Here is a 26,124-nt window from a genome sequence, read left to right as displayed (position 1 = left end):
TACACGGACATGAGTACGACCGACAAGGCGCCCGCCGAGGCGCCGCACGACCCCGCCGCCCGGGCGGGCGCCGAGCCCGCCGGAGCGGACTCCGACGCCGTCACCGACGCCGCCGCCGGGGCCCAGCTCTCCACCGCCCCCGTCGAGGACGCCGCCGCCGGCCCCGTCGGCATCGGGGTGACCGGCTGGGCCCGCTGGTTCTGGCGCCAGCTCACCTCCATGCGGGTGGCGCTGATCCTGCTGTTCCTGCTCTCCCTCGGCTCCATCCCCGGTTCGCTGGTCCCCCAGACGCAGGTCGACCCGATGAAGGTCGCCCAGTGGAAGAAGGACCACGCGTTCTGGGTGCCGGCCGCCGAGAAGCTCCAGCTCTTCGACGTCTACAGCTCGGTGTGGTTCTCCGCGATCTACATCCTGCTGTTCCTGTCGCTGATCGGCTGCATCATCCCGCGCACCTGGCAGTTCGTCGGCCAGCTCACCGGGCGTCCGCCGGGCGCCCCGCGCCGCCTGAAGCGGATGCCGGCGTACGCGACGTGGCGTACGGAGGCCTCCCCCGAGGAGGTGCTCGCCGGGGCGAGGAGCCTGCTCGGCAAGCGGCGCTTCCGCACGGAGGCGGCCGGTGACGCCGTCGCCGCCGAGAAGGGCTACCTGCGCGAGGCCGGGAACCTGGCCTTCCACATCGCCCTGATCGTGCTGCTGGTGGCCTTCGCGGCGGGCCAGCTCCTCAAGTCCGAGGGCGGCAAGCTCGTCCTGCGCGGCAAGGGCTTCGCGAACACGCTCACCCAGTACGACGACTTCAAGTCCGGCAGCCTCTTCTCCTCCGACGACCTGCCGCCGTTCTCGTTCACCCTGGACCGGTTCGACGCGACCTACGAGAAGACCGGCCCGCAGAAGGGCACCCCGCGCGACTTCAAGGCGTACGTCACCTACAGCGAGGGCGCGCACGGGGAGCCGAAGAAGGCCGAGATCGAGGTCAACAAGCCGCTGGAGATCGACGGTTCCAAGGTCTTCCTGCTGGGTCACGGCTACGCGCCGGTCATCTCGGTGGCCGATCCCACCGGCAAGGTGGTCTACAGGGACGCCGTGCCGATGCTGCCCTTCGACGCCAACCTGAGCTCCTCGGGCGCGGTCAAGGTCCCGGACGGCTACCGCGACAAGAACGGCAAGAAGGAGCAGCTCGGCTTCAACGCCATGTTCGTGCCGACCTTCGCCGGCGAGGGCAAGGGCACGATGCTCTCGCAGTTCCCGGCCCTGGACTTCCCCGTCCTCGCCCTCAGTGCCTACCACGGCAGCCTGGGCGTGGACGCGGGCCTGCCGCAGAACGTGTACCAGCTGAACACCTCCAAGATGCAGGAGTTCAAGAACCCCGAGGGCGAGCTCTTCAAGCAGCGGCTGCTGCCGGGCGAGACGATGACGCTGCCCGACGGCGCGGGCACCGTGAAGTTCGAGGGCATCGAGCGCTGGGCCACCTTCTCGGTCACCCAGCAGCCCGGCGACGGGCTGGCCCTCGCGGGCGCGGTCATCGCCATCGGCGGTCTCGCCGCGTCCCTGTTCATCCAGCGCCGCCGGATCTGGGTCCGCGCGGTCCGGGGCGAGGACGGCCTGACCGTCGTGGAGCTGGCGGGCCTGGGCCGCAGCGAGTCGGCGAAGCTGCCGGAGGAGCTGTCGGTGCTCTGCGCCGCCCTGTACGAACGGGCGCCGAGTCCGGCGCAAGCACAGACCACAGAGGAAGAAGAGGGGGAGCGCGCATGACGACGCTGCTCGCGGCGGCGGCGAACGAGAGCCTCGCCGATCTCAGCAACAAGCTGGTCTACGCGTCGATGGCGGTCTACACGCTCGCCTTCCTCGCGCACATCACCGAGTGGGTCTTCGGCAGCCGCAGCAAGGTGGGCCGTACGGCCGCCGCGCTGACGGCGCGGAAGACGGCGGCCGGTGCGGCTCCCGCCGTCCGGGTGCGCACCGAGGGCGGGGGCACGGCCGTCCTCGACAAGCCGGAGGTGGTGACCCGCTCCGCGTCGGGCACCCGGGACGTCCCGGACGGTCCCGGCGCGGCGGGCGGCACCGAGCAGGGCGACCTGTACGGGCGGATCGCGGTCTCGCTGACCGTGCTCGGCTTCCTCATCGAGGCGGCGGGCGTGGTCGCCCGCGCGCTGTCGGTGGAGCGGGCCCCCTGGGGCAACATGTACGAGTTCTCGGTGACCTTCTCCACGGTCGCGGTCGGCGCGTACCTGCTGCTGGCGCTGAAGAAGAACGTCCGCTGGCTCGGGCTGATCCTGGTCACGACGGTCCTGCTGGACCTGGGCATCGCCACCACCTGGCTCTACACCGAGAGCGACCAGCTGGTCCCGGCGCTGCACTCGTACTGGCTGTGGATCCACGTCTCCACCGCCATCTTCTGCGGCGCGGTCTTCTACATCGGCGCGGCGGGCGCGGTGCTCTACCTGTTCCGCGACAGCTACGAGAGCCACCTGGAGGCCGGCCGCACCCCGGGCCGGTTCCGCACCTCGGTGCTGGAGCGGCTGCCCTCGGCGGCCTCGCTCGACAAGTTCTCGTACCGGATCAACGCGGCGGTCTTCCCGCTGTGGACCTTCACCATCGTCGCGGGCGCCATCTGGGCGGGCGACGCGTGGGGCCGCTACTGGGGCTGGGACCCCAAGGAGGTCTGGTCGTTCGTCACCTGGGTGGCGTACGCCGCCTACCTGCACGCGCGGGCCACGGCGGGCTGGAAGGGCCGCAAGGCCGCCTACCTGGCGCTCTTCGCCTTCGCCTGCTGGATCTGGAACTACTACGGCGTGAACATCCTGCTCAGCGGCAAGCACTCGTACGCGGGCGTCTGACCCCGCGGAGTGGGACGCTGGTGGTATGTCTCCTGTGAGCCATGCCACCAGCGAGCCGCGCGGCCCCGGCCGCTGGATCATCCGCTTCGAGATGCACCTGCCGTACGGGTACGAGGCCCTGTGGCCCGCCCTGACCACGGCGGAGGGGCTGTTCGGCTGGCTGGCGGCGGCGGACGTGCTGGAACGCCGTCTCGGCGGCGCCGTCACGCTGCGCCGGCCCACCACCGGCACCACCGCAGCAGGGCAGGTCACCGCCTGGGACACGGAGCGGGTCGCCGAGTACACGCTCTCCGGGCACGGGCGGATCCGCTTCCACCTGGAGGCGGTGGGCACCGACTCGACGGTGATCCGCTTCCTGAACGAGCGCGGCGGCTCCGACGAGGAGCGCCTGGACTGCCTGGCCGGCTGGCACGACCACTTCGAGCGGCTGGAGGCCGCGATGGCCGGGCACCCGACCGACTGGGCGGCCTGGACGGACGCCCGCTGGTCGGAGCTGCGCGCCTCCTACGCGTCCTTCTCCCGGACGTAGGCGCGCTCGTTCCGCACGACGGCCCCCGCCCCTCCCTCACCACACCGGCCGCAGCGGCGGCAGGCCCTCGTCCCCGTGCAGGGCGCGGATGACGCGCGCCAGCTCCCCGCGCAGTACGCCGAGGTCGGCGCGCCCGGCCAGTTCCGCCTCCAGCGCGTGCAGGACGCGTCCGGCGGTGGCGAGGTGCTCGACGGCGGCCGGGGTCAGGACGACCAGCTTGCGGCGCCCGCCGCCGGGGTGCGGCTCGCGCCGGACGTAGCCGCGCTTCTCCAGGTCGTCGACGATCTGCCCGGCGGCCTGTTTGGTCACCCCGAGCCGCTCGGCCAGCTCGCTGGCGGTGGCGCCCGGCCCCTTGAGGGCCTGGAAGGCCATGCCGTGCAGGGGGCGCAGGTCGGCGTAGCCCGCCTCGGCGAGGCGCCGGGTGAACTCGCCGAGCATCAGCTGGAAGCCGATCCCGAGGAGGAAGGTCAGTTCGACGCCGGAAGTCTCTTCGTGGGAAGTCACGCGGACCATGGTGGCACAGGCGAGTAAAGCCCCTTGACTCACATGAGTAAAGGGACTTTACTCATGTCTGTCGCCGCCCGCCCCGTCATGAAAGAGGACCCGCCTTGCACGTGATCAGCGTTTCCCCCGAGAACGTCACCGTCTCGCCCAACGCCACCATGACGGGTCTCGCCGCCCCCAGCCGCGGCAGCTCCGAACTCTCCACCTGGCACGTGGACATGCCCGCCGGATCCACCGGCCCCGAGCACTCCGTCAGCCGGGAACAGGTCTGGCAGCTCACCGCCGGCTCCCTCGAGGTCACCTGCGGGGGCCGTACCGAGAAGGTGTCCGCCGGCCAGACCCTCGTCCTGCCGCCGGACGTCCCGCGCCGGATCCACGCCCCCGAGACCTTCCAGGCGTACGTGGTCATGCGGGCGGACGGGGTCGTCGCGGTGCCCGGCACCGAGGGCACCCGGGTCCTGCCCTGGGCGCGGTGACCCGTACGCGCTACTCCTTGCCGGGTCCGCCCTTGCCCGGCCCGCCCTGACCCTGGTCGCCCTCGCCCCGGCCGTCCCCGTCCGTCTTCCTGTTCCGCTCCTGCTCCTCGCGCAGGGACTTCAGGAACTCCGGGTTGTCGTCGGGCGCCACCCACTGCTGCCGGCGCGCCCGGCCGCCGCCACCGCCGGCGGCGGCGCGCTGACGGCCCGCGAAGAGCCACACCACCGGGCCGACGATCGAGAACAGCAGGATGATCAGCACCCAGATCGTCTTCGGCAGGTGCTTGACCTCCTCCTCCGGGGTGTTCAGGCAGTCGATGAAGGCGTAGATGGTCAGCGCGATGATCAGCAGGAACGGCAGATAGCGCAACACGGTGTGGGACCGACTCCCGGGCAGTGGCGGCGGGGCCCCGCGGGGCCCCGGTGACACTCCCAGCGTAGTTGGTGGCGGATACTGGGCCCCATGGCTTACGACGATCTCCGCTCGCTGCTCCGGGCCCTGGAGCGGGAGGGCGACCTCAAGCGCATCAAGGCCGAAGTCGACCCGTATCTGGAAATCGGGGAGATCGTCGACAGAGTGAACAAGGCGGGGGGCCCGGCGCTCCTCTTCGAGAACGTCAAGGGCTCGGCGATGCCGCTGGCCATGAACGTCTTCGGCACCGACCGCCGCCTGCTGAAGGCCCTCGGCCTGAAGTCCTACGGCGAGATCAGCGAGAAGATCGGCGGCCTGCTCAAGCCCGAACTGCCCCAGGGCTTCAGCGGCGTCCGCGAGGCCTTCGGCAAGCTCGGCTCGATGGTCCACGTGCCGCCGAAGAAGGTGAAGGGCGAGTCCGCGCCCGTCCAGGAGGTCGTCCTCACCGGCGACGACGTCGACCTCGACCGGCTCCCGGCCCTCTTCACCTGGCCCAAGGACGGCGGCTCGTTCTTCAACCTGGGCCTGACGCACACCAAGCACCCCGAGACGGGCGTGCGCAACCTCGGCCTCTACCGCCTCCAGCGCCACGACAAGCGCACCATCGGCATGCACTGGCAGATCCACAAGGACAGCCGCAACCACTACGCGGTCGCCGCCAAGCGCGGCGAGCGGCTGCCGGTCGCCATCGCCTTCGGCTGCCCGCCCGCCGTGACGTACGCGTCCACCGCGCCGCTGCCCGGCGACATCGACGAGTACCTCTTCGCCGGCTTCGTCGCGGGCAAGCGGATCGAGATGGTCGACTGCAAGACGGTCCCGCTCCAGGTCCCGGCCAACGCCGAGGTCGTCATCGAGGGCTGGCTGGAGCCGGGGGAGATGCTTCCGGAGGGCCCCTTCGGCGACCACACCGGTTTCTACACCCCGCAGGAGCCGTTCCCCGCGCTGAAGATCGACTGCGTGACGATGCGGAAGCGTCCGCTGCTCCAGTCGATCGTGGTCGGCCGGCCGCCGACGGAGGACGGCCCGCTCGGACGCGCGACGGAACGCTTCTTCCTGCCGCTGCTGAAGATCATCGTGCCGGACATCGTGGACTACCACCTCCCCGAGTCGGGCGGCTTCCACAACTGCGCGATCGTCTCGATCGACAAGAAGTACCCGAAGCACGCGCAGAAGGTCATGCACGCCATCTGGGGCGCGCACATGATGTCGCTGACCAAGCTGATCATCGTGGTCGACGCCGACTGCGACGTGCACGACCTGCACGAGGTCTCCTGGCGGGCGCTGGGCAACACCGACTACTCCCGCGACCTGACGGTGGTGGAGGGCCCGGTCGACCACCTCGACCACGCCTCGTACCAGCAGTTCTGGGGCGGCAAGGCGGGCATCGACGCGACGAAGAAGCTCCCCGAGGAGGGCTACACCCGCGACGGCGGCTGGCCCGACATGGTGGAGTCCGACCCGGCGACCGCCGCCCTCGTGGACCGGCGCTGGAAGGAGTACGGACTGTGAGCCCGATCGCAGTGGAAGGCCCGGAGCTCTTCCTCGGCACCGAGGCGGCCTACGTGGCCCTGGCGCGCCCCGAGATCGACCCGACGCAGCCCGGTGTGGTCACCGCCGCCCGGGAGGCGGGCGTGAGCCCCGAGGAGTTCGCGGGCGCCGGCGACACCTGGGCCGTCATGTTCGACGGGGCCTCCGACGGGGCCTCCGACGGTGACTCCGACGGCGACGACGAGGGCGACGACGAGGGCGGCGGCTTCGAGCTGCCCGGCGCGCGCGACGCCGAGGCGGACGGCTTCGCGGAGCAGCTCCAGCACGCCCTGGCGGCCGGCGAGCCGTTCACGGTGGAGGCCGGTAACTTCCTGCGCCTCGACGGTAGCCCGTCCGGCGGGGCCTGGGTGATCACCGCCCACGTCACCCCGCCGGAAGAGGGCGCCGCGACGCGGACCCTGGAACTGGGCGCGCTCCCGGCGGCGGAGCTGCTGGCCGCCGTCGAGACGTTCCGCGGGAGCCTCGCATGACCACCGCCGACGACGTCCTGGGACCCGGCTCGGGCTCCGGCCCCGCGCCGCGGGCCACCGGCAAGGTCAAGGCCTTCCTGCGGCTCGTGATGATCGAGCACTCGGTCTTCGCGCTGCCCTTCGCCTACATCGCCGCGCTGACGGCCATGTACCGGCTCGACGGGCGCGTGCACTGGACCGAACTGCTGCTCGTCACCGTCTGCATGGTGGGCCTGCGGACCTTCGCGATGGCCGCCAACCGGATCATCGACCGGGAGATCGACGCCCGCAACCCGCGCACCGCGGGGCGCGAGCTGGTCACGGGCGCGGTCTCGGTGCGTTCCGCCTGGACCGGCGCGGGGATCGCGCTGGTGGTCTTCCTGGGCGCCGCCGCCCTGCTGAACCCGCTGTGCCTGGTGCTGGCGCCGGTCGCCGTGGTCCCGATGGTGGTCTACCCGTACGGCAAGCGCTTCACGGACTTCCCGCACGCCATCCTGGGCCTGGCCCAGGCGATGGGCCCGGTCGGGGCCTGGCTGGCGGTCACGGGGGAGTGGTCCTGGGAGGCGGCCGTCCTGGGCCTGGCCGTCGGCGTGTGGATCGGCGGCTTCGACCTGATCTTCGCCTGCCAGGACGTGGCGGCCGACCGCGCGGAGGGCGTCCGCTCGGTCCCGGCCCGCTTCGGCGTCCCGGCGGCCCTGTGGGGGGCCCGCGGCGCGCACGTCGTCACCACGGCCCTGCTGGCCTGGTACGGGCTGCTGACGGAGGCGGGCGCGCTGTTCTGGTGCGGCCTGCTGGTGGTCGTGGCGGCGTTCCTCTACGAACACACCATCGTCAAGCCGCACGACCTGTCCCGCCTGAACCGGGCGTTCTTCACGGTCAACGGCTTCATCGGAATCGCCCTTTTCGTGTGCGCGCTGGCGGATCTGGTGGTGCGGGGTCTGACGGTCCGATGACCGTGCGGCCCACCACCGGGTTCGGCCGTCAGCTGAGCAGGGGCGCCCGCCGGGGCGCCGGACGGCGGAAGTACAGCGCCGTCAGGACCCCGCCCACCAGCCCGCACAGGTGGCCCTGCCAGCTGATGGTCGGGTCCAGCGGCAGCAGGCCGAGGAAGAACCCGCCGCCCCAGTACGCGGCGACGGCCACGCCGACCAGGGCGCCGAGCACCTTCCGCTCGACGAACCCGCGCACCACCACGTAGCCGAAGAGTCCGTAGACGACGCCCGAGGCACCCAGGGTCATGCCGTCCGACGGGGCGATCAGCCAGGTGCCGATGCCGTCCACCAGGACGATCAGCGCGCACACCGCCAGGAAGCGCCGGATCCCGGACAGGGCGGCCATGAAGCCGAGGACCAGCAGGGGGACGCTGTTGGAGGCCACGTGGCCGAAGCCGAAGTGCAGGAAGGACCCGGTGAGCACACCGGTGAGGCGGTCCGGGTCGCGGCCGACGATCCCGTACGCGTCCAGAGCGTGCCCCGTGGCGTGGTCGACGACCTCGATCAGCCACAGCAGGGCCACCCAGCCCAGCATCAGCTTGGCGGCGGCCTTCGCACGGTCCGTCCGGCTCCAGGCCGGCTCGGCCGTCGTCGTCGCGCTCATGGTGTTCCCCCTCGTGCCGTCCCACCCCCTGGGACGTGCGGACACCTTACCGAGTGCCGCCGCGTCGTGGCCGGATAGTCTCGGAGGTATGACTGACGGCAAGCGCACCCCGTGGGTGGTCGGGGTTTCCGGGGCGTCCGGGACGCCGTACGCGGCGGCGGTGGTCCGGGGGCTGCTGGCGGCCGGCGAGAGCGTGGACCTGGTGGTCAGCCGGGCCTCGCGGCTCACCCTGCTGGACGAGACCGGGATCGCGTTCCGGGACGCGCACTGGCGCGCGGACCTGGGGGAGTGGCTGGCGCGCGGCGCCGACGGCAAGCCGGGGACCTTCGCGGGGTCCGACCTCGACGGGGTGCGGTACTGGGGTGCCGGGGACCTGGCGGCCGGGCCGAGTTCGGGTTCGTACCCGGCCAAGGGGATGCTGATCGTGCCGGCGTCCACCGCCTGCGTGGCGGGCGTGGCGCTGGGGCTGTCGAAGGACCTGCTCCAACGCGTCGCGAGCGTGACGCTCAAGGAGCGGCGCAGGCTGGTGGTCGCGGTGCGGGAGACCCCGCTGAACGGGCAGACGCTGAGGCATCTGGTGGCGCTGGACGAAGCGGGCGCGGTCGTGCTGCCCGCCTCTCCGGCGTTCTACGCGGGCGCGACGCACATCCAGGACCTGGTGGACTTCGTCGCGGGGCGGGTGCTCGACGCGGCGGGCGTGCCGCACCGGCTGTACCGCCGTTGGGAGGGGGAGCTTGGCAGCGCCCGCCCCCGTGACTAGCGCTTCTTCTGGGTGCGCGGCTTGCGGGTGCGGTCGACGCGGTGGGCGGCGGCGGGCTGGTCGGTGCGGGATCGGTTGGCCAGCTCCTGGAGCTGTCGCATGTGCGCGTAGGCCGCCTCGATCGTGTACACGGTGAACCACTCCTGAAGATCGTCTTTGATCTGTTGAAAGATTCACAGGGTGTTGACCCTGTGTGCCTTTGATTCTATACCTAAACTTGCAGGATCGCCGAATAATGGAAGGCTCCACGTAATGGACACGGTGGACAGGCAGCTCATCCAGGCACTCCGTGAGAACGGTCGTGCCTCGTACGCGGAGCTGGGCCGTCTCGTGGGCCTCTCCGGCCCCAGCGTCACCGACCGCATCAACCGGCTGGAGACGGCCGGCGTCATCACCGGCTACCGCGCGACGGTGGCCGCCGCCGAGCTCGGTCTCGGCGTCACCGCGCTGATCGGCATCTCCCTCTCCGACGCCGCCGACCACGAGGACGTGGCGCGCCGGCTGCGCGACCTCGCGGAGATCGAGGACTGCTGGTTCATCGCCGGCGACGACTCCTTCATGCTCAAGGTCCGCGCCAGCGACGTCGACGGCCTGGAGAAGATCATCCGCAAGCTCTCCGGCACCAAGGGCGTCTCCCGCACCCGCACCACCATCGTGCTCTCCACCAAGTGGGAGAACCGGGTCGGCGAGCTGCCCGAGGACGCCTGAGAGTACGGTGGGTGGCGGTTGCAGACAGGTCTGGACAGGGACAGGTAGAGGAGACACCGGCATGGACGCGGGGCTCAAGCGCGAGCTGGAGGAAAAGGTCCGCTCCGGCGAGCGGCTGACGCGTGAGGACGGCATCGCCCTCTACGCCTCGGACGACCTGGCCTGGCTGGGCGGTCTCGCCCACGAGGTGCGCACGCGCAAGAACGGCGACGTGGTCCACTTCAACGTCAACCGCCACCTCAACATGACGAACGTGTGCACCGCCTCCTGCGCGTACTGCTCGTTCCAGCGCAAGCCGGGCGAGAAGGACGCGTACACGATGCGGATCGAGGAGGCCGTCCGCCTGGCCAAGGCCATGGAGAACGAGAACCTCACCGAGCTGCACATCGTCAACGGCCTGCACCCCACCCTGCCGTGGCGGTACTACCCGCGCTCCCTGTCCGCCCTCAAGGAGGCGCTGCCGAACGTCTCGCTGAAGGCGTTCACGGCCACCGAGATCCACCACTTCGAGAAGATCTCCGGCCTTCCGGCCTCCGAGATCCTCGACGAGCTGATCGAGGCCGGTCTGGAATCGCTCACCGGCGGCGGCGCGGAGATCTTCGACTGGGAGGTCCGCCAGCACATCGTCGACCACGACACCCACTGGGAGGACTGGTCGCGGATCCACCGCCTGGCGCACGAGAAGGGCCTCAAGACCCCGAGCACCATGCTCTACGGGCACATCGAGGAGCCGCGCCACCGGGTGGACCACGTGCTGCGGCTGCGCGAGCTCCAGGACGAGACCGGCGGCTTCCAGGTCTTCATCCCGCTGCGCTACCAGCACGACTTCGTGGACATGAAGGACGGCAAGGTCCGCAACCGGCTCCAGGCGCGGACGACGATGGCCACGGGCGCCGAGGCCCTGAAGACCTTCGCGGTCTCGCGCCTCCTCTTCGACAACGTGCCGCACGTGAAGGTCTTCTGGGTGATGCACGGCGTGCAGACCGCCCAGCTCGCGCTCCAGCACGGCGCGGACGACATGGACGGCTCGGTCGTCGAGTACAAGATCACGCACGACGCGGACAACTACGGCACCCCGAACAAGCTGGGCCGCGACGACCTCCTGGAGCTCATCCGCGAGGCGGGCTTCCGCCCGGTCGAGCGCAACACGCGCTACGAGATCATCCGCGAGTACCCCGGTCCGGACGCCTCCCTGCGCGAGTCCCCGCAGGCCATGCGCGTCTGACGGACCGACGCCCCGCGCCGACAGGAGCCCCGGTCCCCGGCGGACCGGGGCTCCCGTGTGTCCGGAGGGCTCCGGAGATCCGTTGCCCCCGCCATGAGTAATGGATACTCTTCGATAATGACCCTTACCGCCTCTCCCTCCTCTGCCTCCTCCGCCTCCCTCACCTTCACCTTCGATCCGGTCGTGGACCCCGCCCTGCGCGAAGGCATCGCGCAGCTGTGGGCCGAGGTCACCAATGCCGGCGGCGCGGTCGGCTTCGTCCCTCCCGTCACCCTCGACGACATCCGGCCCGCGCTGGTCAAGCACCTCGTCGCGCTGGCCGAGGGCCGTCACCGGCTGCTGGTCGGGCAGGACGCCGACGGGGCGGTCCAGGCCGTCGCGTTCCTCGCCTTCGAGCCGCACCCGTTGCGGAAGCACTGGGTCTGGGCGTACACGGTGATGGTCGCCCCCTCCCTCCAGGGCCGGGGTGCGGGACGGGAGCTGATGGCCGCCCTGGCCGACGCGGCGCGCTCGCTGGAGGGGATCGAGGCCATCCGCCTGGAGTGCCGCGGCGGGGTCGGTCTGGAGCGCTTCTACGCGGCCTGCGGCTACCAGGAGGTCGGCCGGGTGCCCGGCGCGATCCGCGTGGCCCCCGGCGACGACCGCGACGACATCACGATGCTGCTGCCCCTGCGCTGACCCCACCGGCCCGGGGGCGGGCCCCGGCGTGCTTCACTGGACGGGCACGTGCCGACGTAGAAGAGAGGGAGGGGTCACCGTGGCCCTCAAGCCGAGCGCGACGATCCGCTACACCGCGATGCGGCTGGGCATCTTCGTCGGGTGCCTCGTGATCGTGGCCGTCCTGGTCAACCTGGGCTGGGTGCCCGCCGGTCTGGGCGACGCCAACTTCGCCTGGGTCGTGCTGCTCGCCCTGGTGATCTCCGCCCCGCTCTCCTTCGTCCTGCTGCGCAAGCAGCGCGACGAGATGTCCGCGCAGATCTCCGGCCGCGTCGCGGTTGCGAAGGAGAAGCTCGCCGCGAACCGCAGCCAGGAGGACGCGGCCGACGACGCCGCGCGTGCGTGAGCCGAACGCGGCGGAGTCCGAGCCGAACCGGGCCGGCTGTCGCCGTGCCGGGCTGACGCCGGGCAGGCTGTCGCCGGGCTGACGCCTGACGTCCGGCCGGCGCGGAGCCGGTTGGCTTCGTCACAGCCGTCCCGCGGTCTTCCGTCCACCGATACGCCCCAGCGCCGGGAACTCCCCCCGCCACGCTGGGGCTTCGTCGTTCCCGGGGGCCGACGGGCCCGCCGGGCCCACTCCCGCGCGATCAGTTCTCAAAGCATCTCTTTGAGTTTCTCAAAGCAGGAGTGTTAGCGTGTTCACCATGTTGACCGCAGCCGCGCACCCGATGAGCCAGAGCGTCCTGCTCGTGGCGCGCCTGCACGTCGACTTCTGCCGCCGCGTGTCCGCGGCCTGTTGCTGTTGCCGCTGAGGCTCCGCCAGCAGCGGTCCCCGGCCGGCCCGGCCCCTTTTTCCGGCTGCCGCCGTACCGCACCCCTTGCAGAAACCTTCCGCCGTACGTCCGTGCGTCCCCCGGAGAGTGTCGTGTCCGCGTCCCCCCAGGCCCAGGCTCCCGCCAAGGCCCCCTCCACGTCCTTCAGGTTCCCCTTCTGGGCCCAGATCGTCACCGGCCTCGTGCTCGGCGTCCTCTTCGGCTGGCTCGCCCGCAGCCAGGACATCAGCTGGCTGAAGACCACGCTGGAGCAGGTCGGCGACATCTTCATCCAGCTCCTCAAGCTGGCCGTCGCCCCGCTCGTCTTCTTCGCCATCCTGGTGTCCATCACCAACCTCCGGAAGGTGAACAACGCCGCGCGGCTCGCCTCCCGCACCCTGCTCTGGTTCATGATCACCTCGCTGATCTCGGTCGGCATCGGCCTCGCGATAGGCCTGCTGACCGACCCGGGCGCCGGCACCGGCCTCACCCCGGCCGACGGCAAGGAGCCCAAGCGGCACGGCTCCTGGATCGACTTCCTGACCGGCATCGTGCCGAAGGACATCGTCACGCCCTTCACCGAGCTGAACGTCCTCCAGATCGTCTTCCTGGCCGCCGTCGCCGGTATCGCCGCCCTCCAGCTCGGCAGCAAGGCCCAGCCCGTGCTGAACCTCGCCGAGTCCGTCCTGGAACTCCTCCAGAAGGCCCTGTGGTGGGTCATCCGCCTCGCCCCCGTCGGCACCGTCGGCCTCATCGGCACCGCCATCGCCAGCTACGGCTGGGACCTCATCGGCAAGTACGCCACCTTCACCGCCGACGTCTACATCGGCTCGGCGCTCGTCATGTTCGGCGTGTACCCGCTGCTCCTCGCGACGGTCGCCAAGGTCAACCCGGTCCAGTTCTTCAAGGGCGCCTGGCCCGCGATCCAGCTGGCCTTCGTCTCCCGCTCCTCCGTCGGCACCATGCCGGTCACCCAGAAGGTCACCGAACGCCTCGGCGTGCCGAAGGAGTACGCCTCCTTCGCCGTCCCGTTCGGCGCGACCACCAAGATGGACGGCTGCGCCGCGATCTACCCGGCGCTCGCCGCGATCTTCATCGCGAACATCTTCGACGTGCAGCTCGGCATCAAGGAGTACCTGCTCATCGCCTTCGTCTCGGTGGTCGGCTCCGCCGCCACCGCCGGTCTGACCGGCGCGACCGTGATGCTGACGCTGACCCTCTCCACGCTCGGCCTGCCGCTGGCCGGCGTCGGCCTGCTGATGGCGATCGACCCGATCCTGGACATGATGCGCACCGCCACCAACGTGGCCGGCCAGGCCGTCGTCCCGGTCATCGTCTCCGCCCGTGAGGGGATCCTCGACAAGGAGGCCTACGCCTCCGCCTCGTCCTCCCCGCTGGACGAGCCGTCCTCCGCCGCCGCGGCCCCGGTGCCCGTCGCCGCCTGAGCCGGCGCGCGCGGCGCGCCGCGCGCCGAACGGACGGGGGCGCCCCGGATCACCGCGATCCGGGGCGCCCCCGCGCGTGCCGCGGCCGGGACCGTGCCGCCTTACGCTTCCCCGCCGCCCGGGCCGGTCGCGAAGGCCAGCGGAGGCGCTATCGCCTGCGCGTCCGCCCCCTCGCCCACCCACAGGCCGATGAACAGCGCGGCGGTCGCCTCCAGCAGCCCCGCCCGGTCGAGACCGCCGCCGGCCACCGGTTCACCGCCCACGTCCCGCACCAGCCCGTGCACGAGGGCGAGGGCCGTCCCGTCGTCCCCGCAGACCGGTACGGCCAGCGGCCGCGTGCCGAAGACGGGCGGCCGCATCCGCCACACGTCCTCGTGGCAGAGGTTGAAGGCCTTGACCACGTGGGCCCCCGGCGCCGCGGCGGCCAGACGCCGCGCGGCGGAGGGGCCTTCCCCGGTCAGCAGCCGGAAACCGGCCCCGATCGGGTTGGAGCAGTCCAGCAGCACCTTCCCCTCCAGGACCGCGCTCAGCTCCCCCACCACCTCGGCCCCCGCCCCGAAGGGCAGCGCGGCCAGCACCACCTGGCCCGATCCGGCCGCCGTACGCAGGTCCGCGGACCGCGCCCCGCCCCCGATGCTTGCCGCGAGCCGCTGCGCCTTGTGCGGGTCCCGTCCCCCGATGACCACCTCGTGCCCGGCCCGCACCCAGTGGGTGGCGAGCGCGTCGGCCATGTTGCCCGTGCCCAGTACGCCGATTCTCATCACGTGTTGCCCTTCGTGCCTGTTCGGACCGTTCGCATCGACGCTAGAAGGCCGTTCGGGCACCATTCGGTACGTGACGACCGACGCCTTCCTCGCCGACTGCCGGGCCCGCCTCGGCTTCGACCTGCTCTCCAACACGTGGAACTCCGTGGTGATCTGGGGACTGCGCGACGGCCCCAGCCGGCATGGCGACCTGCGGGAGCGGATCGGGGGCATCAGCTCCAAGGTCCTCACCGAGACCCTGCGGCGGCTGCAGTCCAACGGACTGGTCGACCGGCGGGTGCGCCCCGGCGCCGGCTCACGGGCCGAGTACCGGCTCACCGAGCTGGGCCGCACCCTGCTGGCGCCCATCGAAGCGGTCGGCGCCTGGGGGTTCGCGTACGGGGACCAGGTCATGGCCGCCCAGCAGTCCGCCACGGAGCCGGACTGACCGGCCCTGGGCCTCGCCCCGTCAGGCCAGTTTCCACACCCGGACGGTGGCGTCGTCGCTGCCGCTGGCGAGGGTCGCGCCGTTCGGGCTGAACCCGACCGAGCCCACGGCGGCCGTGTGCCCGTTGAGGGTCGCCCGGTGGGTGCGGGTGGCGACGTCCCACAGCCGGACGGTACGGCCGCCGCCGCTGGCCAGTGTCCTGCCGTCCGGACTGAACACCACCGAACGGACGGGGCTGTTGTGGCCGCTGAGGGTGCCGGCTGAGGCGCCGGTGCGGGCGACCGGGTCCCAGAGGCGGATCGTGCCGTCGGCGCTGCCGCTGGCCAGGAGCCCGCCGTCGGCGCTGAAGGCCACCGAGGCCACGGGCCCGGTGTGACCGGTGAAGGCGGCGGTGGCCTTGCGGCTGGGGAGGTTCCACACCCGGATGGTGCCGTCCTCGCCCCCGCTGGCGAGGGTCTTCGCGTCGGGGCTGCACACGACCGAGGTGACCGGCCGGGCGTGTCCGGTGAGGGTCACGGCCGGCTGCGAGCGGTCCGCGAAGTCCCAGAGGCGGATGGTGCCGTCCTCTCCCGCACTGGCCAGGGTGGTGCCGTCCACGCTGAACGCCACCGCCCGGACCGGGGCCGTGTGGCCGGTCAGGACCCCCGCTTCGGCGAGGCCGCCGACGTCGTAGAGGTGCAGGAGACGGTCGCTCCCGGCCACCAGGGTGGTGCCGTCGTTGCTGAAGGCCAGGCAGGCGACGGGCTTCTCGAAGCCGGGGAAGGGGTCGCTGCCCCGCCAGCTGAGGGCGTCCCACAACCGCAGGCTGCGGTCGCCGCCGCCACTGGCCAGGATCCTGTTGTCGGGGCTGAACGCCACCGCCCCCACGGGACCGGTGTGGCCGGTGAGGCTGCGCGCCAGCCGCACCCCGCCCGCGCCGGGCCCGCCCGCGTCCTCGCCGCCGCCGCTCAGCCGCAGCAGGGCGTACGTCCCGCCGCCCGCCCCCGCCAGCAGCCCGAGCCCGCCGAGCAGGACGCCCCGGCGGCCGGGCCGGGCGGCCGTGGGACGCGGGCCGGGGGCGGGGACGTCGGGCACCCCGGCGGGGACGGCCGTGCCCCTCAGCACCGCGCGCAGCCGTTCGGCGACGGCCGGGGCGTCCGGCCGGTCGGCGGGCTCCTTGGCCAGCAGCGCGGCCGCCAGCTCCGCGAGCGCGGGCGGCACGTCCGCCCGTACGGAGTCCAGGGGCGGGGGTTCCTCCTCCAGGTGCATCCGCATCAGCACCCAGGCGTGGTCGGTGCCGGCGAACGGCGGCGCGCCGGTCAGCAGCGCGTACAGCACGCACCCGAGGGCGTACACGTCACAGCGCCCGTCGGCCTGCTCGCCGCGCCATTGCTCCGGGGCCATGTAGGGCGGCGTCCCGAACACCTTGCCGGTCGTGGTCAGCCCGCTCGTGGCGTCGGCGGTGCGGGCGATGCCGAAATCGCAGATCTTGAGCCGGCCGTCGCCGAGGAGGAAGAGGTTCCCGGGCTTCAGGTCCCGGTGCACCACCTTTTGCGCGTGCGCGGCGGCCAGCGCCTCCGCCGTCTGGAGCGCCAGACCGAGCGCCTCGGCGAGGGGGAGGCCGTCGCCGGGCGAGGCGGCCAGGCGGTGGGCGAGGTCCTGGCCGTCGAGCAGCTCCATCACGAGGAAGAGCCGGTCGTCGTGGCGGCCGATGTCGTGCACGACGGTGATGCCGGGATGCTGGAGCCGCGCCCCGATGGCCGCCTCGCGGCGGAACCGGCCCAGCTGCTCCTCCGACGCGTCGAAGGCCAGCAGCACCTTGACCGCCACGGCCCGGCCCAGCTCGACGTCGAAGGCCCGCCAGACCTCGCCGAACCCGCCCTGCCCGAGCGGCACGTCCAGCCGGTACCGCCCGGCCAACTGCTCCCCCGGCTGCATCCCGCCCCCTGGGCCCCGTTCAACTACTGCGCGTGCGAGGGGTCATTGTGCCGCAAGGAACCCGGCCCAGGCGGTGGCACCGAAGGTGAGGTGGGGGAGGGCGGTGTCCTTGGAGTCGCGGACGTGGACGGCGGCGGGGGTGGCGGCCACCTCGACGCAGTCGTTGCCGTCACTGCTGTCGCTGTAGCTGCTCTTGAACCAGTTGTGGGCCACCTCGACGCAGGAGTCGCCCTCGCTGCCACTGCTGTAGCTGCTCTTGAACCAGACCAACCCGGAGTTGTGGATCATGTCTCTCCCAGCAGTTCTTCGACGAAGTCACGAGACTCCAGGGGTGTCAGCGCCTGGGCTCGGATCATGCCATAGCGGAGTTCGAGGATCCTGAGCTGCCTCGGATCCGCGACCGGCCGTCCCCCGAAGGCGCCTTCCGAGCGGCCAACCGCAGTGCCGTTCTCGAACTTCAGCACTTCGATTCCGCCGTCCATCCCGGCGTGTACCTCGCGGTTCGCCGGCATCACCTGGAACGACACATGTCGCAACCTGCTCAGCTCCAACAGGCGTTCGAGTTGCCGCCGCCACACCATTGTGCCTCCGATAGGGCGTCGCAGGGACGCCTCTTCCTGGACGAAGGTGAGCGACGGAGCCGGTTCCCGGTCGAAGACGGAACGGCGGGCCATCCGTGCGTTCACGTAGCGTTCGATCTCGTCCTGCACGTAGGCGGGCTGCCGCATCTCGAAGAGCGCCCGAGCGTGTTCCGGAGTCTGTAGCAGCCCGTGGACGAGATGAGTGCTGTACACCCCGATCTCCACGGCCTTGGCCTCCAGCTTGGCCAGATCCCGCACTTTCTTCGGGTAGCGGACCTGCTCCATGTCCGCCTTCATCGCGGCGATCTGGCCGCCCGCGCCCAAGACCTCGTCCGCCCTGTCCAGGTACTCCGAGCGCGGGATCCGCTTGCCCGACTCGACCTTGCGGACCAGGTCCTCCCCGTACCCGATCTCCACCCCGAACGCGGCGGCCTTCATGCCCGCCTTCTCCCGCCAGGTCCGCAGCTGGCGGCCCAGCGCCGCCAGGACCGCCGCTCCCTGTTCGTCCTCGGGGTCGACCTCCCAGCCCGCGTCTTCCGTACCGTCGTTGTCCACCGTCATGCGTGCCCCACCTCCGACGCACCGAATACCTCAACGCCCCCTGCCCAAGCGGCCGTCAGGACAGCCGGGACAGCGCCGGACAAGCGCGGGACAAACCCCGGACGCACCGGCGGTACCGCTTCTCACGGTAGTCACGGCAGCCCACGCTGGGTGATGTGACGACTCAAATCTGGTGCTCTGCACATCAGTTCGGTGTCCGGCTGCCCGCCACTCCCCGGGGGGCCCGGCAGGCGCGGCAGCTCGTGGTGGAGAGGCTGCACGGGTGGGGGCTGCCCACGGAGGATCCCGGGCTGATCGTGGCGGAGCTGGCGGCCAACGCCGTGACCCACGGGCGGGTGCCCGGGCGGGACTTCATGGTGGTGCTCAGCCTCGAGGGCGGGACCCTCCGGATCGCGGTGGCGGACACCTGCCGCGACCGGGTCCCGGTTCTCCGGGAGGCGGACGCGAGCGCCGAGGGCGGCCGGGGGCTGGCCGTGGTGGAGGCGCTGGCCGACCGGTGGGGGGTGGAGCAGGGGCCGCCGCCGCGCAAGGCGGTGTGGGCGGAGGTGGACCTGCCTACAGGCCGCTCGCCAGCAGGATCGTGACCGGAGCCGGGATCACCGCGATCCAGCCCGCCCAGCGTCCTGCGGCGGCCAGCGCGGGGCGTCGGCGGAGCAGCCGTCCGGCGAGGGCGAGCAGCGGGGCGGCCGTCCAGGAGGCCAGCCAGAACACCTTGACGACCGCCACGGTCCCGGGGTGGACCTGCTCGGCCATCCCGGCAAGGGCCCCGAAGAGGAACGCCACCGGGATGAGGGCCATGGCCAGGGCGGTGGCCCACGCCAGTGCGGTGCCGGACGCGGGGGACGCGGGGGAGCCGGGGGCGCGGGGGGTCTCGTGCATGGGTCCAGTCAAGCCGCCGCGGGGGCGGGCCGCCTGCGCCCGCGTACTCAGGATCCGTGGTCCGCGTACTCATCCGGGACGTGGGCCGCCGGGACCCGGCGACCCACGACATAACCACCTAAGTACCGGGGTAAAAACCACCCAACCCCCCCTCCGTCCCCCCGCTCACTCACTCGGGTGAACTCTGCCAACTCGGCTGGCTTTCGGGAGGGTTGGCGGGCATATGCTCGCCGCACAACATCAGACATGAGACGGCCCCCGCCGGGACGGGCATCCCGGGCGAGGGCCTGACCAAACAGGAAGTACCGCTTCCCAATGGCGTTCAAGAAGCCTAACGCGCGTGTGCGCGCCTCGTCCCGTGTTCGCGCCGGGACCGTCCCATCGGGTGTCATCCACGTCAACGTGCGGCACACCGAGAACTACCTCGTGGTCGGGAATCACCTCGCCCAGCACGAGGCCCTGTCGCTGGTGGCGATCGGGCTCGCGGTGTACATCCAGTCGCTGCCCGCCGGTACCAGGATCGGCATCAAGCAGCTCGCGGCGCGCTTCCCGGAGGGCGAGGTGCGGATCGCCGCCGCGCTGCGGGAGCTGGAGGCCGCCGGGTACCTGGAACGGACCGCCGTACGGACCCCCGAGGGCAGGCTCGTGACCCGGACGGTGTCCTACAACCACCCGCGCGGCGCCGTTCCGCCGCAGGACGACCCGCCGCCGCCCCCGCCGCCGGCCGGACGGGCTCCCGAGCCGGAGCCGGATCCGGAGTCGGAGGCCGTGGCGGCCGACGAACCGGAGCCGGAGCCCGCCCCCGTACCCCTGCCGCAGCCGGAGCCGGACCCCGCGCCCGCGCCCGCCCCGCCTCCGGCTGCGACGGCCCATCCGGACGCCGCCGGCCTGCTCGCCCGGCTGCGCGATGACGACCCCCGGCTGCTGCTCTCCGAGCGCGACGTACAGCGGCTCGCGCCCGACCTGTCGGCCTGGCTGGAACGGGGCGTCGAACCGCACGCCGTACGCCTCGCCCTGGCCGCCGACCTGCCCCCCGACCTGCGCAGCGCGGCCGCGCTCCTCGCGTACCGGCTCAAGGCGGGGATCCCGCCGCACCTGCCGGTGGCGCCGCCGCCCGCCTTCCGGGCCGTCCGGCGGCCCGACCCGATGCAGAACTGCGACGGCTGCGACCGGGGCTTCCGCGGCCCCGCCCCCGGCCGGTGCCGGGACTGCCCCCCGGAAGCGGCCCTCGCCGCATAGGGCGACGCTGCCGCCCGGGGCGCGGGCTCACAGGCCGGAGCCCCCGGTGGCGTCGATCACCTTGCCGGTGACCCAGCGCGCGTCGTCCGAGGCGAGGAAGACCACGACGTCGGCAACGTCTTCCGGGCGGCCGACCCGGCCCGGGGCGGCCCGGGAGGCCGCGTGGGCCTCGGCTTCCGGGTCACCGCGCAGCCACTGCGCGTTGACGTCCGTGTCGATGATCCCGGGCGCGACCGAGTTCGCCGTGATGCCCCGGGCCCCGGGCATGGCCAGGTGGGCCGCGCCGCTGGAGATGTTGATGATCCGGCCGCCGTCGCGCAGCCGCCCCAGCCCCGCCCGGACGATGAAGAACGGGGCGCGCACGTTCACGGCGAAGACCGTTTCCATCGGCGACCTGACCGAGGCGATGGGTGTCCGCCCCGGGAGCCTGTACGCGGCCTTCGGTGACAAGAAGTCCCTGTTCGAGGAGGTGGTCGACGCCTGCGGCAGGTCACCCGTCGGCGTCTTCACCGGGGTGGCGCTGCGCGAGGAGCCGACCGCGCGGGAGGCGTTCGCGCGCATCCTCCGGGAGGCCGCGGCGATCCACCCGGACCCCTCGCACCCGGCCGGCTGCCCGGCCATCAGCGCCGCGACCAACGTCACTTCCCAGGACGCGGAGGTGCGGGCGTTCCTGCGCGACCTGCGGAGGAGGAACGTGGACGCCTTCGAGGCACGGCTGCGGGAAGCACAGCGGGCGGGGGAGCTGCCCGCCGAGGCGGGCCCCGGGCCCTGGCCGACTACTTCGCCACCGTCCTCCAGGGCCTCTCGCAACGGGCGCAGGACGGCGCCCCCCCAGCTGGCCGCTGTGGCCGAACGGGCGCCGGCCGCCTGGCCGGCCGCGCGGAGCTGACCGCTCCGCCCGCCCCGGCCGGCGGAGCCCTCAACCGGCCTTCGGCGTCGGCCTGTTGAGGTGCGAGGATGGCGGCACGTGACGAACGGTGGGAGGCGGCATGGCCAAGGAATTCCAGGTGACGTACGACTGCGCCGACCCGGGCGCCCAGGCGGTGTTCTGGGCCGGGGCGCTGGGCTACCGCGTCCAGCCGCCGCCCGAGGGGTTCGCGGACTGGCCCGCGGCGCTGACGGCGTGGGGCGTGCCGCCCGAGCGGCACAACGACCGGTCCGCGATCACCGACCCGGAGGGCAAGGGGCCGCGGGTGTTCTTCCAGAAGGTGCCGGAGGGGAAGACGGCCAAGAACCGCCTGCACCTGGACGTCCGCGCCGCTCCCGGCCTGACCGGCGCCGAGCGGATGGACGTCCTGGAGGCGGAGGCCACCCGGCTGGAGGGGCTGGGGGCGAAGCGGCTGTACCGGCTCGAGCCCAACGGCGTGGACGAGGGGATGATCGCCATGGCCGACCCGGAGGGCAACGAGTTCTGCCTCGACTGAGGGGCCGGGCCGGCCCTCCGGGCGGGCCCGGCCCGCCGGGTCAGCCGTTCCCGCCCCCGGGCGGCGCGTAGTCGAGGGAGCGCCAGACCCGCTGGGCCCAGGCCAGGTCGGCGGCGTCCTCATGGGTGCAGAAGACCCCGACGGCGCTGCCGGAGGCGTGGACGGCGAAGCCGTAGAACTCGTGGCGCTCCCGCCCGTGGTCCTGCGGGGTCGTCCAGAACGCGTACCGGACGCCGTCGGCCGTCACCTCGCGGGCGCGCTGGGCGGGCCGGGTGTCGGGGGCGCCCGAGAGCAGGGCGGTCAGGAAGTCCTCCGGGGCGCGGCCGGGGACGTCGTCCCGCATCAGGTTGACGGCCGCGGTGCGGTGCGGGCCGGTGAAGCGGTCCGTGCCGTCGGCGAAGGAGGCGGTGAGCCCGGCGGTGCGCAGCACGGACCAGTGGTCGCCGAGGTCGGTGCGCACGTCGACGGGGAGCGGGTACGGGAAGCGGCTGAGGACCTCGTCCCGGTCCCAGACCTCCGTCAGCACGCGGGCGGCCACGGGGTGGTGTACGGCGGTGACGACGGGCAGTTCGCCGGGGTCGGCGACCTCGGCGGTGACCTCGGCGCCCATCAGGTCGTCACCCCACGGCTGGACCTGGTTGGCGTACCTGCCCCGGAAGGAGAAGTCCGCGTAGCCGGGCTCCTCCCACAGCTCGTGGGCGCGCCGCAGGGTGGCGTCCTCCACCTGCACCCAGGTCCCGAGGACCAGCTCGGTGTCGTGGGTCAGCCGCACGGGCAGCAGGCAGCGTATGAAGGAGCCGGCCCCGTCCACCCGCAGCAGGGCGCGCACGCCGAGCCGGTGGAGGGCCTCCTCGGGCAGGCCGAACGCGGCCTCGGGCAGGTGGTAGCCGAAGTCGAGGCGCCGCTCGTCGGAGAGGGCGTCACCGCAGCAGGAGCAGGCGGGAAGGTGCGTCGTCACCCGGGCACCCTACGGGGGGACGGCTGCCGGGCGCGCGGCGGCCCGGTGCGGGGTGGAGCAGCCCCGGGTGCGGGGGCCGGGCGCAGCGCTGAGGCTGGGGGCATGAGTACGCGCAGGGTGGTGGTGGAGGCGCCGGACGCGCGTGGTCTGCGCGCGGTCACCGTCGACGGCGAGCCGGCCGGGGGCGCCTGGTCCCCGGGCGATCTGCGCAGGCGGCTCCGCCGGGCGGGGGTGCCGCCCGGCCTGGACCTGTCGGACCGGGCCCACGTGACCTGGCGCGGGGCGGACGCCGCCACCTGGCCGGACCGCACGGGCCGCCGACGCGCCACCATGGCCCTGTTCGCCGCGGGGCTGCTGGTGTCGGCGCTGCTCCTGGCCCGGGTCGGGATGGTCGACGCGCTGGGGGCCCTGACCTTCTCGGGGCGGCTGGCGGGGATGCTGTTCGTGTGCGCGGGAGCCGTGCAAGCGCTCGCGGCGGCCGCGGTGTTCGACTTCTGGGGGAAGCGGGCGCTGACCTACTCGGGCGCCGTGGTGCTGGTGGGCGTACTCGTCACGGCGGCGACCGAGGCCCTGCTGCTGACGGTGTGGTTCCAGGAGCGGGAGTGGACTCCGTACCTGCCGGTGTTCCTCGCGCTGTCGGCGTGGGCGTCGTGGGCGCTGTGGGTGCTGTGGACGGTCCGGAGCGAGCGGGCCTGGGCGGGGATCCCGCATCCGAAGAGCTTCACCGCCGGTGTGGTGGCGACCGCGTTGCTCGCGTCGGCGAACTTCGTCTACTCGGCGGTGTACCAGCCCGCCGCGGCGCTCTTCCACTTCAAGGTGGAGGCGAGGTTCGGGACCCCGAGGAAGGATCCGGGGCGTGCCGTCGTCCACCTTCCGGTGAAGCTGCGCGTCGTGAACGACGGGGCCGTTCCGGGGTACGTCGTCAGCAGCATCTACTGGGTGTGGGGACGGGAGGCGGCCTTCGACGCGTCGAAGACCCGGCTGGACCGGGACCAGTGGCGGGTGGACATGGAGGCCGAAGGCGACACGCAGCTCTACCTGCGGCCGACGGCGTTCCCGCTCGTCAACACCGGCCCGGTCGTTCCGGGGCACGGCGCATGGATCGCGGCGGGAACGGACTACACCTCGGAGCGGGTGGTCCAGATCCCCACGGACAAGGGGTACGACGCCGTCATGACCCGCATGTCGGTCACCTTCATGCGGGGTGACCGGGGGGTCCTCGACAGTGGCTACTACCGCCCGATCGTCTCGTGGAAGGAGAAGCCGGGCAGGTACTTCGACTGCCCCGAGCCGTGCGGCGACCACGTCATCCACCACGGGCGGGTGCGCCACAACAACAACCTCGTCAACGTGACGCGCGGGCCCCGCTACCTCACGGCGGTGCGGTGGATGAACGGGACGGCGAGCTGGTCCGAGTCCGTGGTCTCCCCGCTGGGTGCCCGGGGCCGGCTGTCGGCCGACGCCGACAACGACAGGTACGGCATCACCCAGTACGACTCCGGCTTCATGACGCTCCCCTACGCCGAACTGCTGGCGGCCCGTTCCTGAAGTGCGGCGCGCGGATTGTCACGGTCCTGCCACAAGGGTGAGTTGAATGTGTTCAAAACCTCGTGGTGCGGGCCTACGCTGGCCGCTCCGCAACAGGGGAGGGACCGATGTCCGAGAACACCGAGAACGCCGGACAGGCGGGACCGGGAGGGCCCGCCCAGGCTCCGCAGACCGCGCAGACCCCGGTCCCGCCGTCGGGGGCGACCGCCGGGCCGCCGCCCGCCGGGCAGGCTCCGCCGGCCGCGCCGCTGCCGCCCGCCGCTCCCGGCCGGCCCGGGCACGACCCGGCCGCCTGGCACGCCTGGCAGACGCGGCAGTACCACCTGCACCGGCAGCAGGCCCGGGAGGCGGCCGCCGCGCGGGCGGCCCACTCGATGTGGCGGCGCGTCCGGCCCGCCGAGGCCGCCCCGATCGGCACGGCCACCCTGGTCGCCGTGCTCGTGGCCGGGCTCACCACCGCCGTCGCCCTCGGCGACGGCATGGGCCCCGGGCTGCTGCTCGCCGCGCTGCCCGCCATGGCGGCCGCGTACGCCTCCGCCCGCGCGGCCGGGCGCAAGGCCCGCCCCTGGAGCCTGCTGTGGGCCGCCGGCTGCGTGGCGCTGCTGGTGGTCCCGGCGCTGCGGGACTCCGCCTGGCCGTCCACGCTGGCGATCCTCGCCGCCGTACTGCTGGCCGCGCTGGCCCTGCACGGAACCACCCGGTGGCCCGGCGTGCTGCTCGCCCCGCTCGGGTTCCTCGACAGCGCCGTCACCGGCGTCGGCTGGGCCTGGGCGGGCGTACGGGCGCGCGGCGGCGGCGCGCGCCGCGGGCGCTGGCTGCCGGTGCTGAAGGCGGCCCTGGTCGCGGCGGCCCTGCTGCTCGTCTTCGGGACGCTGTTCGCCTCCGCCGACGCGGCCTTCGCGGACCTGCTCGGCGGGCTGGTCCCCGAGGTGTCGGTGGGGGACGGCCCGCTGCGGTTCCTGCTCTTCCTGACCGGCGCGGTCCTCGCGCTCGCCGCCGCCCGCACGGCGGCGGCCCCGCACCGCTGGGACCGGGTCGGGCCCCGCCGGGGCAAGGCCCGTTCGCGGGTGGAGTGGAGCCTGCCGCTGATCGTGCTGAACCTGCTCTTCGCCGGGTTCAACGCGGTACAGCTGGCCGTGCTGTTCGGCGGCTACGACAAGGTGCTGGAGAGCACGGGCCTCACGTACGCCGAGTACGCGCGCCAGGGCTTCTGGCAGCTGCTCTGGGCCACCGTGTTCGTGCTCGGGGTGATCGCGCTCGCGCTGCGCTGGGCACCGCGCGGCGGGGCGGGCGACCGGCGGCTGGTCCGCTCGGTGCTCGGGACGCTGTGCCTGCTGACGCTGGTGGTCGTCGCGTCGGCGGTGCGCCGGATGGACCTGTACGTGGACGCGTACGGGCTGACCCGGCTGCGGCTGTCCGTCGTCACCATGGAACTGTGGCTGGGCCTGGTGCTCGTGCTGCTGATGGCGGCCGGGGCGGCCGGCGGGCGGTGGCTGGCCCGCGCGGTGGTCGGCAGCGCGGCCGCGACCGTACTGGCCTTCGGGCTGCTCTCGCCGGACGGGATCATCGCGGAGAGCAACGTGGCCCGGTACGAGCAGGACGGCAAGCTCGACCTGAACTACCTCCGCGACCTGTCGGCGGACGCGGCCCCCGCCCTGGACCGACTGCCCGAACCCCAGCGCTCCTGCGCCCTCACCGCGATCCGCGACGAGCTGCGGCGCGCCGGCGACGTCCCCTGGTACGCCACGAGCCTCGGCGAGTACCGGGCCCGCGAGATCCTGCGCGAGCGGCCGGTGACGACCACCCGCCAGGAGTGCCGGGTGCTCGGGGTGTACAGCGGCCGCACCCCGTGACCGGATGACGGGAGTCCG

General features: G+C 72.8%; 30 protein-coding genes and 1 pseudogene. 20 read left to right on the top strand and 11 right to left on the bottom strand.

The annotated features are described in order from the left end of the window. Positions 1 to 9: 9 nt before the first annotated feature. Genes resB through ACZ514_RS29560 form a run of 3 tightly spaced genes read left to right on the top strand, consistent with a single transcriptional unit; the run spans position 10 to position 3,363 of the window. The gene (gene resB / locus ACZ514_RS29570; protein WP_468167481.1) at positions 10 to 1,749 is read left to right on the top strand and encodes a cytochrome c biogenesis protein ResB; all 1,740 of its coding nucleotides are present in this window, start codon (positions 10 to 12) and stop codon (positions 1,747 to 1,749) included. Further along, positions 1,746 to 2,834: a c-type cytochrome biogenesis protein CcsB gene (ccsB, locus tag ACZ514_RS29565; RefSeq protein WP_469126112.1), complete on the top strand. Its 1,089-nt coding sequence runs from the start codon at positions 1,746 to 1,748 to the stop codon at positions 2,832 to 2,834. Before resB ends, ccsB begins: the two co-directional genes overlap by 4 nt. Positions 2,835 to 2,859: 25 nt before the next feature. After that, complete coding sequence (locus tag ACZ514_RS29560; protein ID WP_469126111.1) at positions 2,860 to 3,363, top strand: SRPBCC domain-containing protein; 504 nt, start codon at positions 2,860 to 2,862, stop codon at positions 3,361 to 3,363. A gap of 36 nt (positions 3,364 to 3,399) precedes the next feature. Here ACZ514_RS29560 and ACZ514_RS29555 read toward each other — a convergent pair whose 3' ends face one another. Beyond that, the gene (locus tag ACZ514_RS29555) at positions 3,400 to 3,876 is read right to left on the bottom strand and encodes a MarR family winged helix-turn-helix transcriptional regulator (RefSeq protein WP_469126110.1); all 477 of its coding nucleotides are present in this window, start codon (positions 3,874 to 3,876) and stop codon (positions 3,400 to 3,402) included. Positions 3,877 to 3,977: 101 nt separating this feature from the next. Here ACZ514_RS29555 and ACZ514_RS29550 point away from each other — a divergent pair, with 101 nt between their 5' ends. Further along, entirely contained in the window at positions 3,978 to 4,343 is a 366-nt protein-coding gene (locus ACZ514_RS29550) for a cupin domain-containing protein (protein WP_468167487.1), read from the top strand. 10 nt (positions 4,344 to 4,353) lie between these two features. Here ACZ514_RS29550 and ACZ514_RS29545 read toward each other — a convergent pair whose 3' ends face one another. Next, complete coding sequence (locus tag ACZ514_RS29545; RefSeq protein WP_468167489.1) at positions 4,354 to 4,716, bottom strand: PLD nuclease N-terminal domain-containing protein; 363 nt, start codon at positions 4,714 to 4,716, stop codon at positions 4,354 to 4,356. 90 nt (positions 4,717 to 4,806) lie between these two features. Between ACZ514_RS29545 and ACZ514_RS29540 the strand changes: the two genes are divergently transcribed. The 3 genes from ACZ514_RS29540 to mqnP are packed head-to-tail and all read left to right on the top strand — an operon-like array spanning position 4,807 to position 7,705. Further along, positions 4,807 to 6,264, top strand: a complete 1,458-nt coding sequence (locus ACZ514_RS29540) for a menaquinone biosynthesis decarboxylase (protein ID WP_469126109.1) — start codon at positions 4,807 to 4,809, stop codon at positions 6,262 to 6,264. After that, positions 6,261 to 6,773 (top strand): hypothetical protein, encoded by a 513-nt coding sequence (locus tag ACZ514_RS29535; RefSeq protein WP_469126108.1) that lies wholly within the window; start codon positions 6,261 to 6,263, stop codon positions 6,771 to 6,773. Before ACZ514_RS29540 ends, ACZ514_RS29535 begins: the two co-directional genes overlap by 4 nt. After that, positions 6,770 to 7,705, top strand: coding sequence for a menaquinone biosynthesis prenyltransferase MqnP (gene mqnP, locus ACZ514_RS29530; RefSeq protein ID WP_469126107.1), 936 nt, complete (start codon positions 6,770 to 6,772; stop codon positions 7,703 to 7,705). Before ACZ514_RS29535 ends, mqnP begins: the two co-directional genes overlap by 4 nt. A gap of 28 nt (positions 7,706 to 7,733) precedes the next feature. Here the strand turns inward: mqnP and ACZ514_RS29525 are convergent, their stop codons facing one another. Further along, positions 7,734 to 8,348, bottom strand: a complete 615-nt coding sequence (locus ACZ514_RS29525) for a rhomboid family intramembrane serine protease (RefSeq protein ID WP_468167499.1) — start codon at positions 8,346 to 8,348, stop codon at positions 7,734 to 7,736. A gap of 88 nt (positions 8,349 to 8,436) precedes the next feature. Between ACZ514_RS29525 and ACZ514_RS29520 the strand changes: the two genes are divergently transcribed. After that, on the top strand, positions 8,437 to 9,108 hold the full coding sequence (locus ACZ514_RS29520; RefSeq protein ID WP_469126106.1) for a UbiX family flavin prenyltransferase: 672 nt from the start codon (positions 8,437 to 8,439) through the stop codon (positions 9,106 to 9,108). Here the strand turns inward: ACZ514_RS29520 and ACZ514_RS29515 are convergent. Beyond that, positions 9,105 to 9,239 (bottom strand): hypothetical protein, encoded by a 135-nt coding sequence (locus tag ACZ514_RS29515; RefSeq protein ID WP_388939455.1) that lies wholly within the window; start codon positions 9,237 to 9,239, stop codon positions 9,105 to 9,107. The genes ACZ514_RS29520 and ACZ514_RS29515 overlap by 4 nt on opposite strands. 121 nt (positions 9,240 to 9,360) lie before the next feature. Between ACZ514_RS29515 and ACZ514_RS29510 the strand changes: the two genes are divergently transcribed. The 5 genes from ACZ514_RS29510 to ACZ514_RS29490 all read left to right on the top strand — a co-directional run bounded on the left by ACZ514_RS29510 (position 9,361) and on the right by ACZ514_RS29490 (position 13,955). Continuing rightward, positions 9,361 to 9,816: an Lrp/AsnC family transcriptional regulator gene (locus tag ACZ514_RS29510; RefSeq protein WP_042811055.1), complete on the top strand. Its 456-nt coding sequence runs from the start codon at positions 9,361 to 9,363 to the stop codon at positions 9,814 to 9,816. A 61-nt stretch (positions 9,817 to 9,877) separates the two neighbouring features. Next, a complete protein-coding gene (gene mqnE, locus ACZ514_RS29505) occupies positions 9,878 to 11,041 on the top strand; it encodes an aminofutalosine synthase MqnE (protein WP_468167503.1) in 1,164 nt (387 codons plus the stop codon). A gap of 117 nt (positions 11,042 to 11,158) precedes the next feature. Continuing rightward, positions 11,159 to 11,719, top strand: a complete 561-nt coding sequence (locus ACZ514_RS29500) for a GNAT family N-acetyltransferase (protein WP_469126105.1) — start codon at positions 11,159 to 11,161, stop codon at positions 11,717 to 11,719. A 79-nt stretch (positions 11,720 to 11,798) separates the two neighbouring features. Beyond that, on the top strand, positions 11,799 to 12,104 hold the full coding sequence (locus ACZ514_RS29495; RefSeq protein ID WP_468167507.1) for a DUF4229 domain-containing protein: 306 nt from the start codon (positions 11,799 to 11,801) through the stop codon (positions 12,102 to 12,104). A gap of 519 nt (positions 12,105 to 12,623) precedes the next feature. Then, on the top strand, positions 12,624 to 13,955 hold the full coding sequence (locus ACZ514_RS29490) for a dicarboxylate/amino acid:cation symporter (RefSeq protein ID WP_468167509.1): 1,332 nt from the start codon (positions 12,624 to 12,626) through the stop codon (positions 13,953 to 13,955). Between the two features lie 101 nt (positions 13,956 to 14,056). On the opposite strand, the gene ACZ514_RS29485 is transcribed toward ACZ514_RS29490, so the two are convergent. Continuing rightward, on the bottom strand, positions 14,057 to 14,716 hold the full coding sequence (locus ACZ514_RS29485; RefSeq protein WP_469126104.1) for an NADPH-dependent F420 reductase: 660 nt from the start codon (positions 14,714 to 14,716) through the stop codon (positions 14,057 to 14,059). 73 nt (positions 14,717 to 14,789) lie between these two features. On the opposite strand from ACZ514_RS29485, the gene ACZ514_RS29480 reads away from it, so the two are divergent. Beyond that, positions 14,790 to 15,146, top strand: a complete 357-nt coding sequence (locus tag ACZ514_RS29480) for a winged helix-turn-helix transcriptional regulator (protein WP_469126103.1) — start codon at positions 14,790 to 14,792, stop codon at positions 15,144 to 15,146. A 21-nt stretch (positions 15,147 to 15,167) separates the two neighbouring features. On the opposite strand, the gene ACZ514_RS29475 is transcribed toward ACZ514_RS29480, so the two are convergent. Genes ACZ514_RS29475 through ACZ514_RS29465 form a run of 3 tightly spaced genes read right to left on the bottom strand, consistent with a single transcriptional unit; the run spans position 15,168 to position 18,205 of the window. Continuing rightward, on the bottom strand, positions 15,168 to 17,063 hold the full coding sequence (locus ACZ514_RS29475; RefSeq protein WP_469126102.1) for a WD40 repeat domain-containing serine/threonine protein kinase: 1,896 nt from the start codon (positions 17,061 to 17,063) through the stop codon (positions 15,168 to 15,170). Positions 17,064 to 17,105: 42 nt separating this feature from the next. Then, positions 17,106 to 17,351 carry a DUF397 domain-containing protein gene (locus ACZ514_RS29470; protein WP_469126101.1) on the bottom strand — a complete coding sequence of 82 codons (246 nt, stop codon included), beginning with the start codon at positions 17,349 to 17,351 and terminating at the stop codon, positions 17,106 to 17,108. Further along, complete coding sequence (locus ACZ514_RS29465; protein WP_469126100.1) at positions 17,348 to 18,205, bottom strand: helix-turn-helix domain-containing protein; 858 nt, start codon at positions 18,203 to 18,205, stop codon at positions 17,348 to 17,350. Before ACZ514_RS29465 ends, ACZ514_RS29470 begins: the two co-directional genes overlap by 4 nt. A gap of 155 nt (positions 18,206 to 18,360) precedes the next feature. Between ACZ514_RS29465 and ACZ514_RS29460 the strand changes: the two genes are divergently transcribed. Beyond that, entirely contained in the window at positions 18,361 to 18,789 is a 429-nt protein-coding gene (locus ACZ514_RS29460; RefSeq protein ID WP_468167521.1) for an ATP-binding protein, read from the top strand. On the opposite strand, the gene ACZ514_RS29455 is transcribed toward ACZ514_RS29460, so the two are convergent. Further along, positions 18,761 to 19,084: a hypothetical protein gene (locus tag ACZ514_RS29455; RefSeq protein WP_469126099.1), complete on the bottom strand. Its 324-nt coding sequence runs from the start codon at positions 19,082 to 19,084 to the stop codon at positions 18,761 to 18,763. The two genes, ACZ514_RS29460 and ACZ514_RS29455, sit on opposite strands and share 29 nt — an antisense overlap. Positions 19,085 to 19,486: 402 nt before the next feature. On the opposite strand from ACZ514_RS29455, the gene ACZ514_RS29450 reads away from it, so the two are divergent. Then, positions 19,487 to 20,323: a helix-turn-helix domain-containing protein gene (locus ACZ514_RS29450; protein WP_469126098.1), complete on the top strand. Its 837-nt coding sequence runs from the start codon at positions 19,487 to 19,489 to the stop codon at positions 20,321 to 20,323. 27 nt (positions 20,324 to 20,350) lie between these two features. Here the strand turns inward: ACZ514_RS29450 and ACZ514_RS29445 are convergent. Beyond that, positions 20,351 to 20,707: pseudogene (locus ACZ514_RS29445) on the bottom strand (SDR family oxidoreductase); the annotation flags it as partial. On the opposite strand from ACZ514_RS29445, the gene ACZ514_RS29440 reads away from it, so the two are divergent. Both ACZ514_RS29440 and ACZ514_RS29435 read left to right on the top strand, forming a co-directional pair. Further along, positions 20,667 to 21,212 (top strand): TetR/AcrR family transcriptional regulator, encoded by a 546-nt coding sequence (locus tag ACZ514_RS29440; RefSeq protein WP_469126131.1) that lies wholly within the window; start codon positions 20,667 to 20,669, stop codon positions 21,210 to 21,212. The pseudogene ACZ514_RS29445 and the gene ACZ514_RS29440 sit on opposite strands and share 41 nt — an antisense overlap. A 100-nt stretch (positions 21,213 to 21,312) precedes the next feature. Next, on the top strand, positions 21,313 to 21,747 hold the full coding sequence (locus ACZ514_RS29435) for a VOC family protein (protein ID WP_468700964.1): 435 nt from the start codon (positions 21,313 to 21,315) through the stop codon (positions 21,745 to 21,747). A 40-nt stretch (positions 21,748 to 21,787) separates the two neighbouring features. Here the strand turns inward: ACZ514_RS29435 and ACZ514_RS29430 are convergent, their stop codons facing one another. Further along, positions 21,788 to 22,705 (bottom strand): DUF2199 domain-containing protein, encoded by a 918-nt coding sequence (locus ACZ514_RS29430; RefSeq protein WP_468700967.1) that lies wholly within the window; start codon positions 22,703 to 22,705, stop codon positions 21,788 to 21,790. Between the two features lie 102 nt (positions 22,706 to 22,807). Between ACZ514_RS29430 and ACZ514_RS29425 the strand changes: the two genes are divergently transcribed. Both ACZ514_RS29425 and ACZ514_RS29420 read left to right on the top strand, forming a co-directional pair. Further along, positions 22,808 to 24,253: a hypothetical protein gene (locus ACZ514_RS29425; protein ID WP_469126097.1), complete on the top strand. Its 1,446-nt coding sequence runs from the start codon at positions 22,808 to 22,810 to the stop codon at positions 24,251 to 24,253. A gap of 107 nt (positions 24,254 to 24,360) precedes the next feature. Then, on the top strand, positions 24,361 to 26,106 hold the full coding sequence (locus ACZ514_RS29420; protein WP_469126096.1) for a DUF4153 domain-containing protein: 1,746 nt from the start codon (positions 24,361 to 24,363) through the stop codon (positions 26,104 to 26,106). Positions 26,107 to 26,124 lie beyond the last annotated feature (18 nt).

The organism is Streptomyces sp. NPDC034086 (assembly GCF_055575515.1).
The sequence above is the reverse complement of the archived record's forward strand: the minus strand, read 5'-3'. Positions and strand labels throughout refer to the sequence as shown.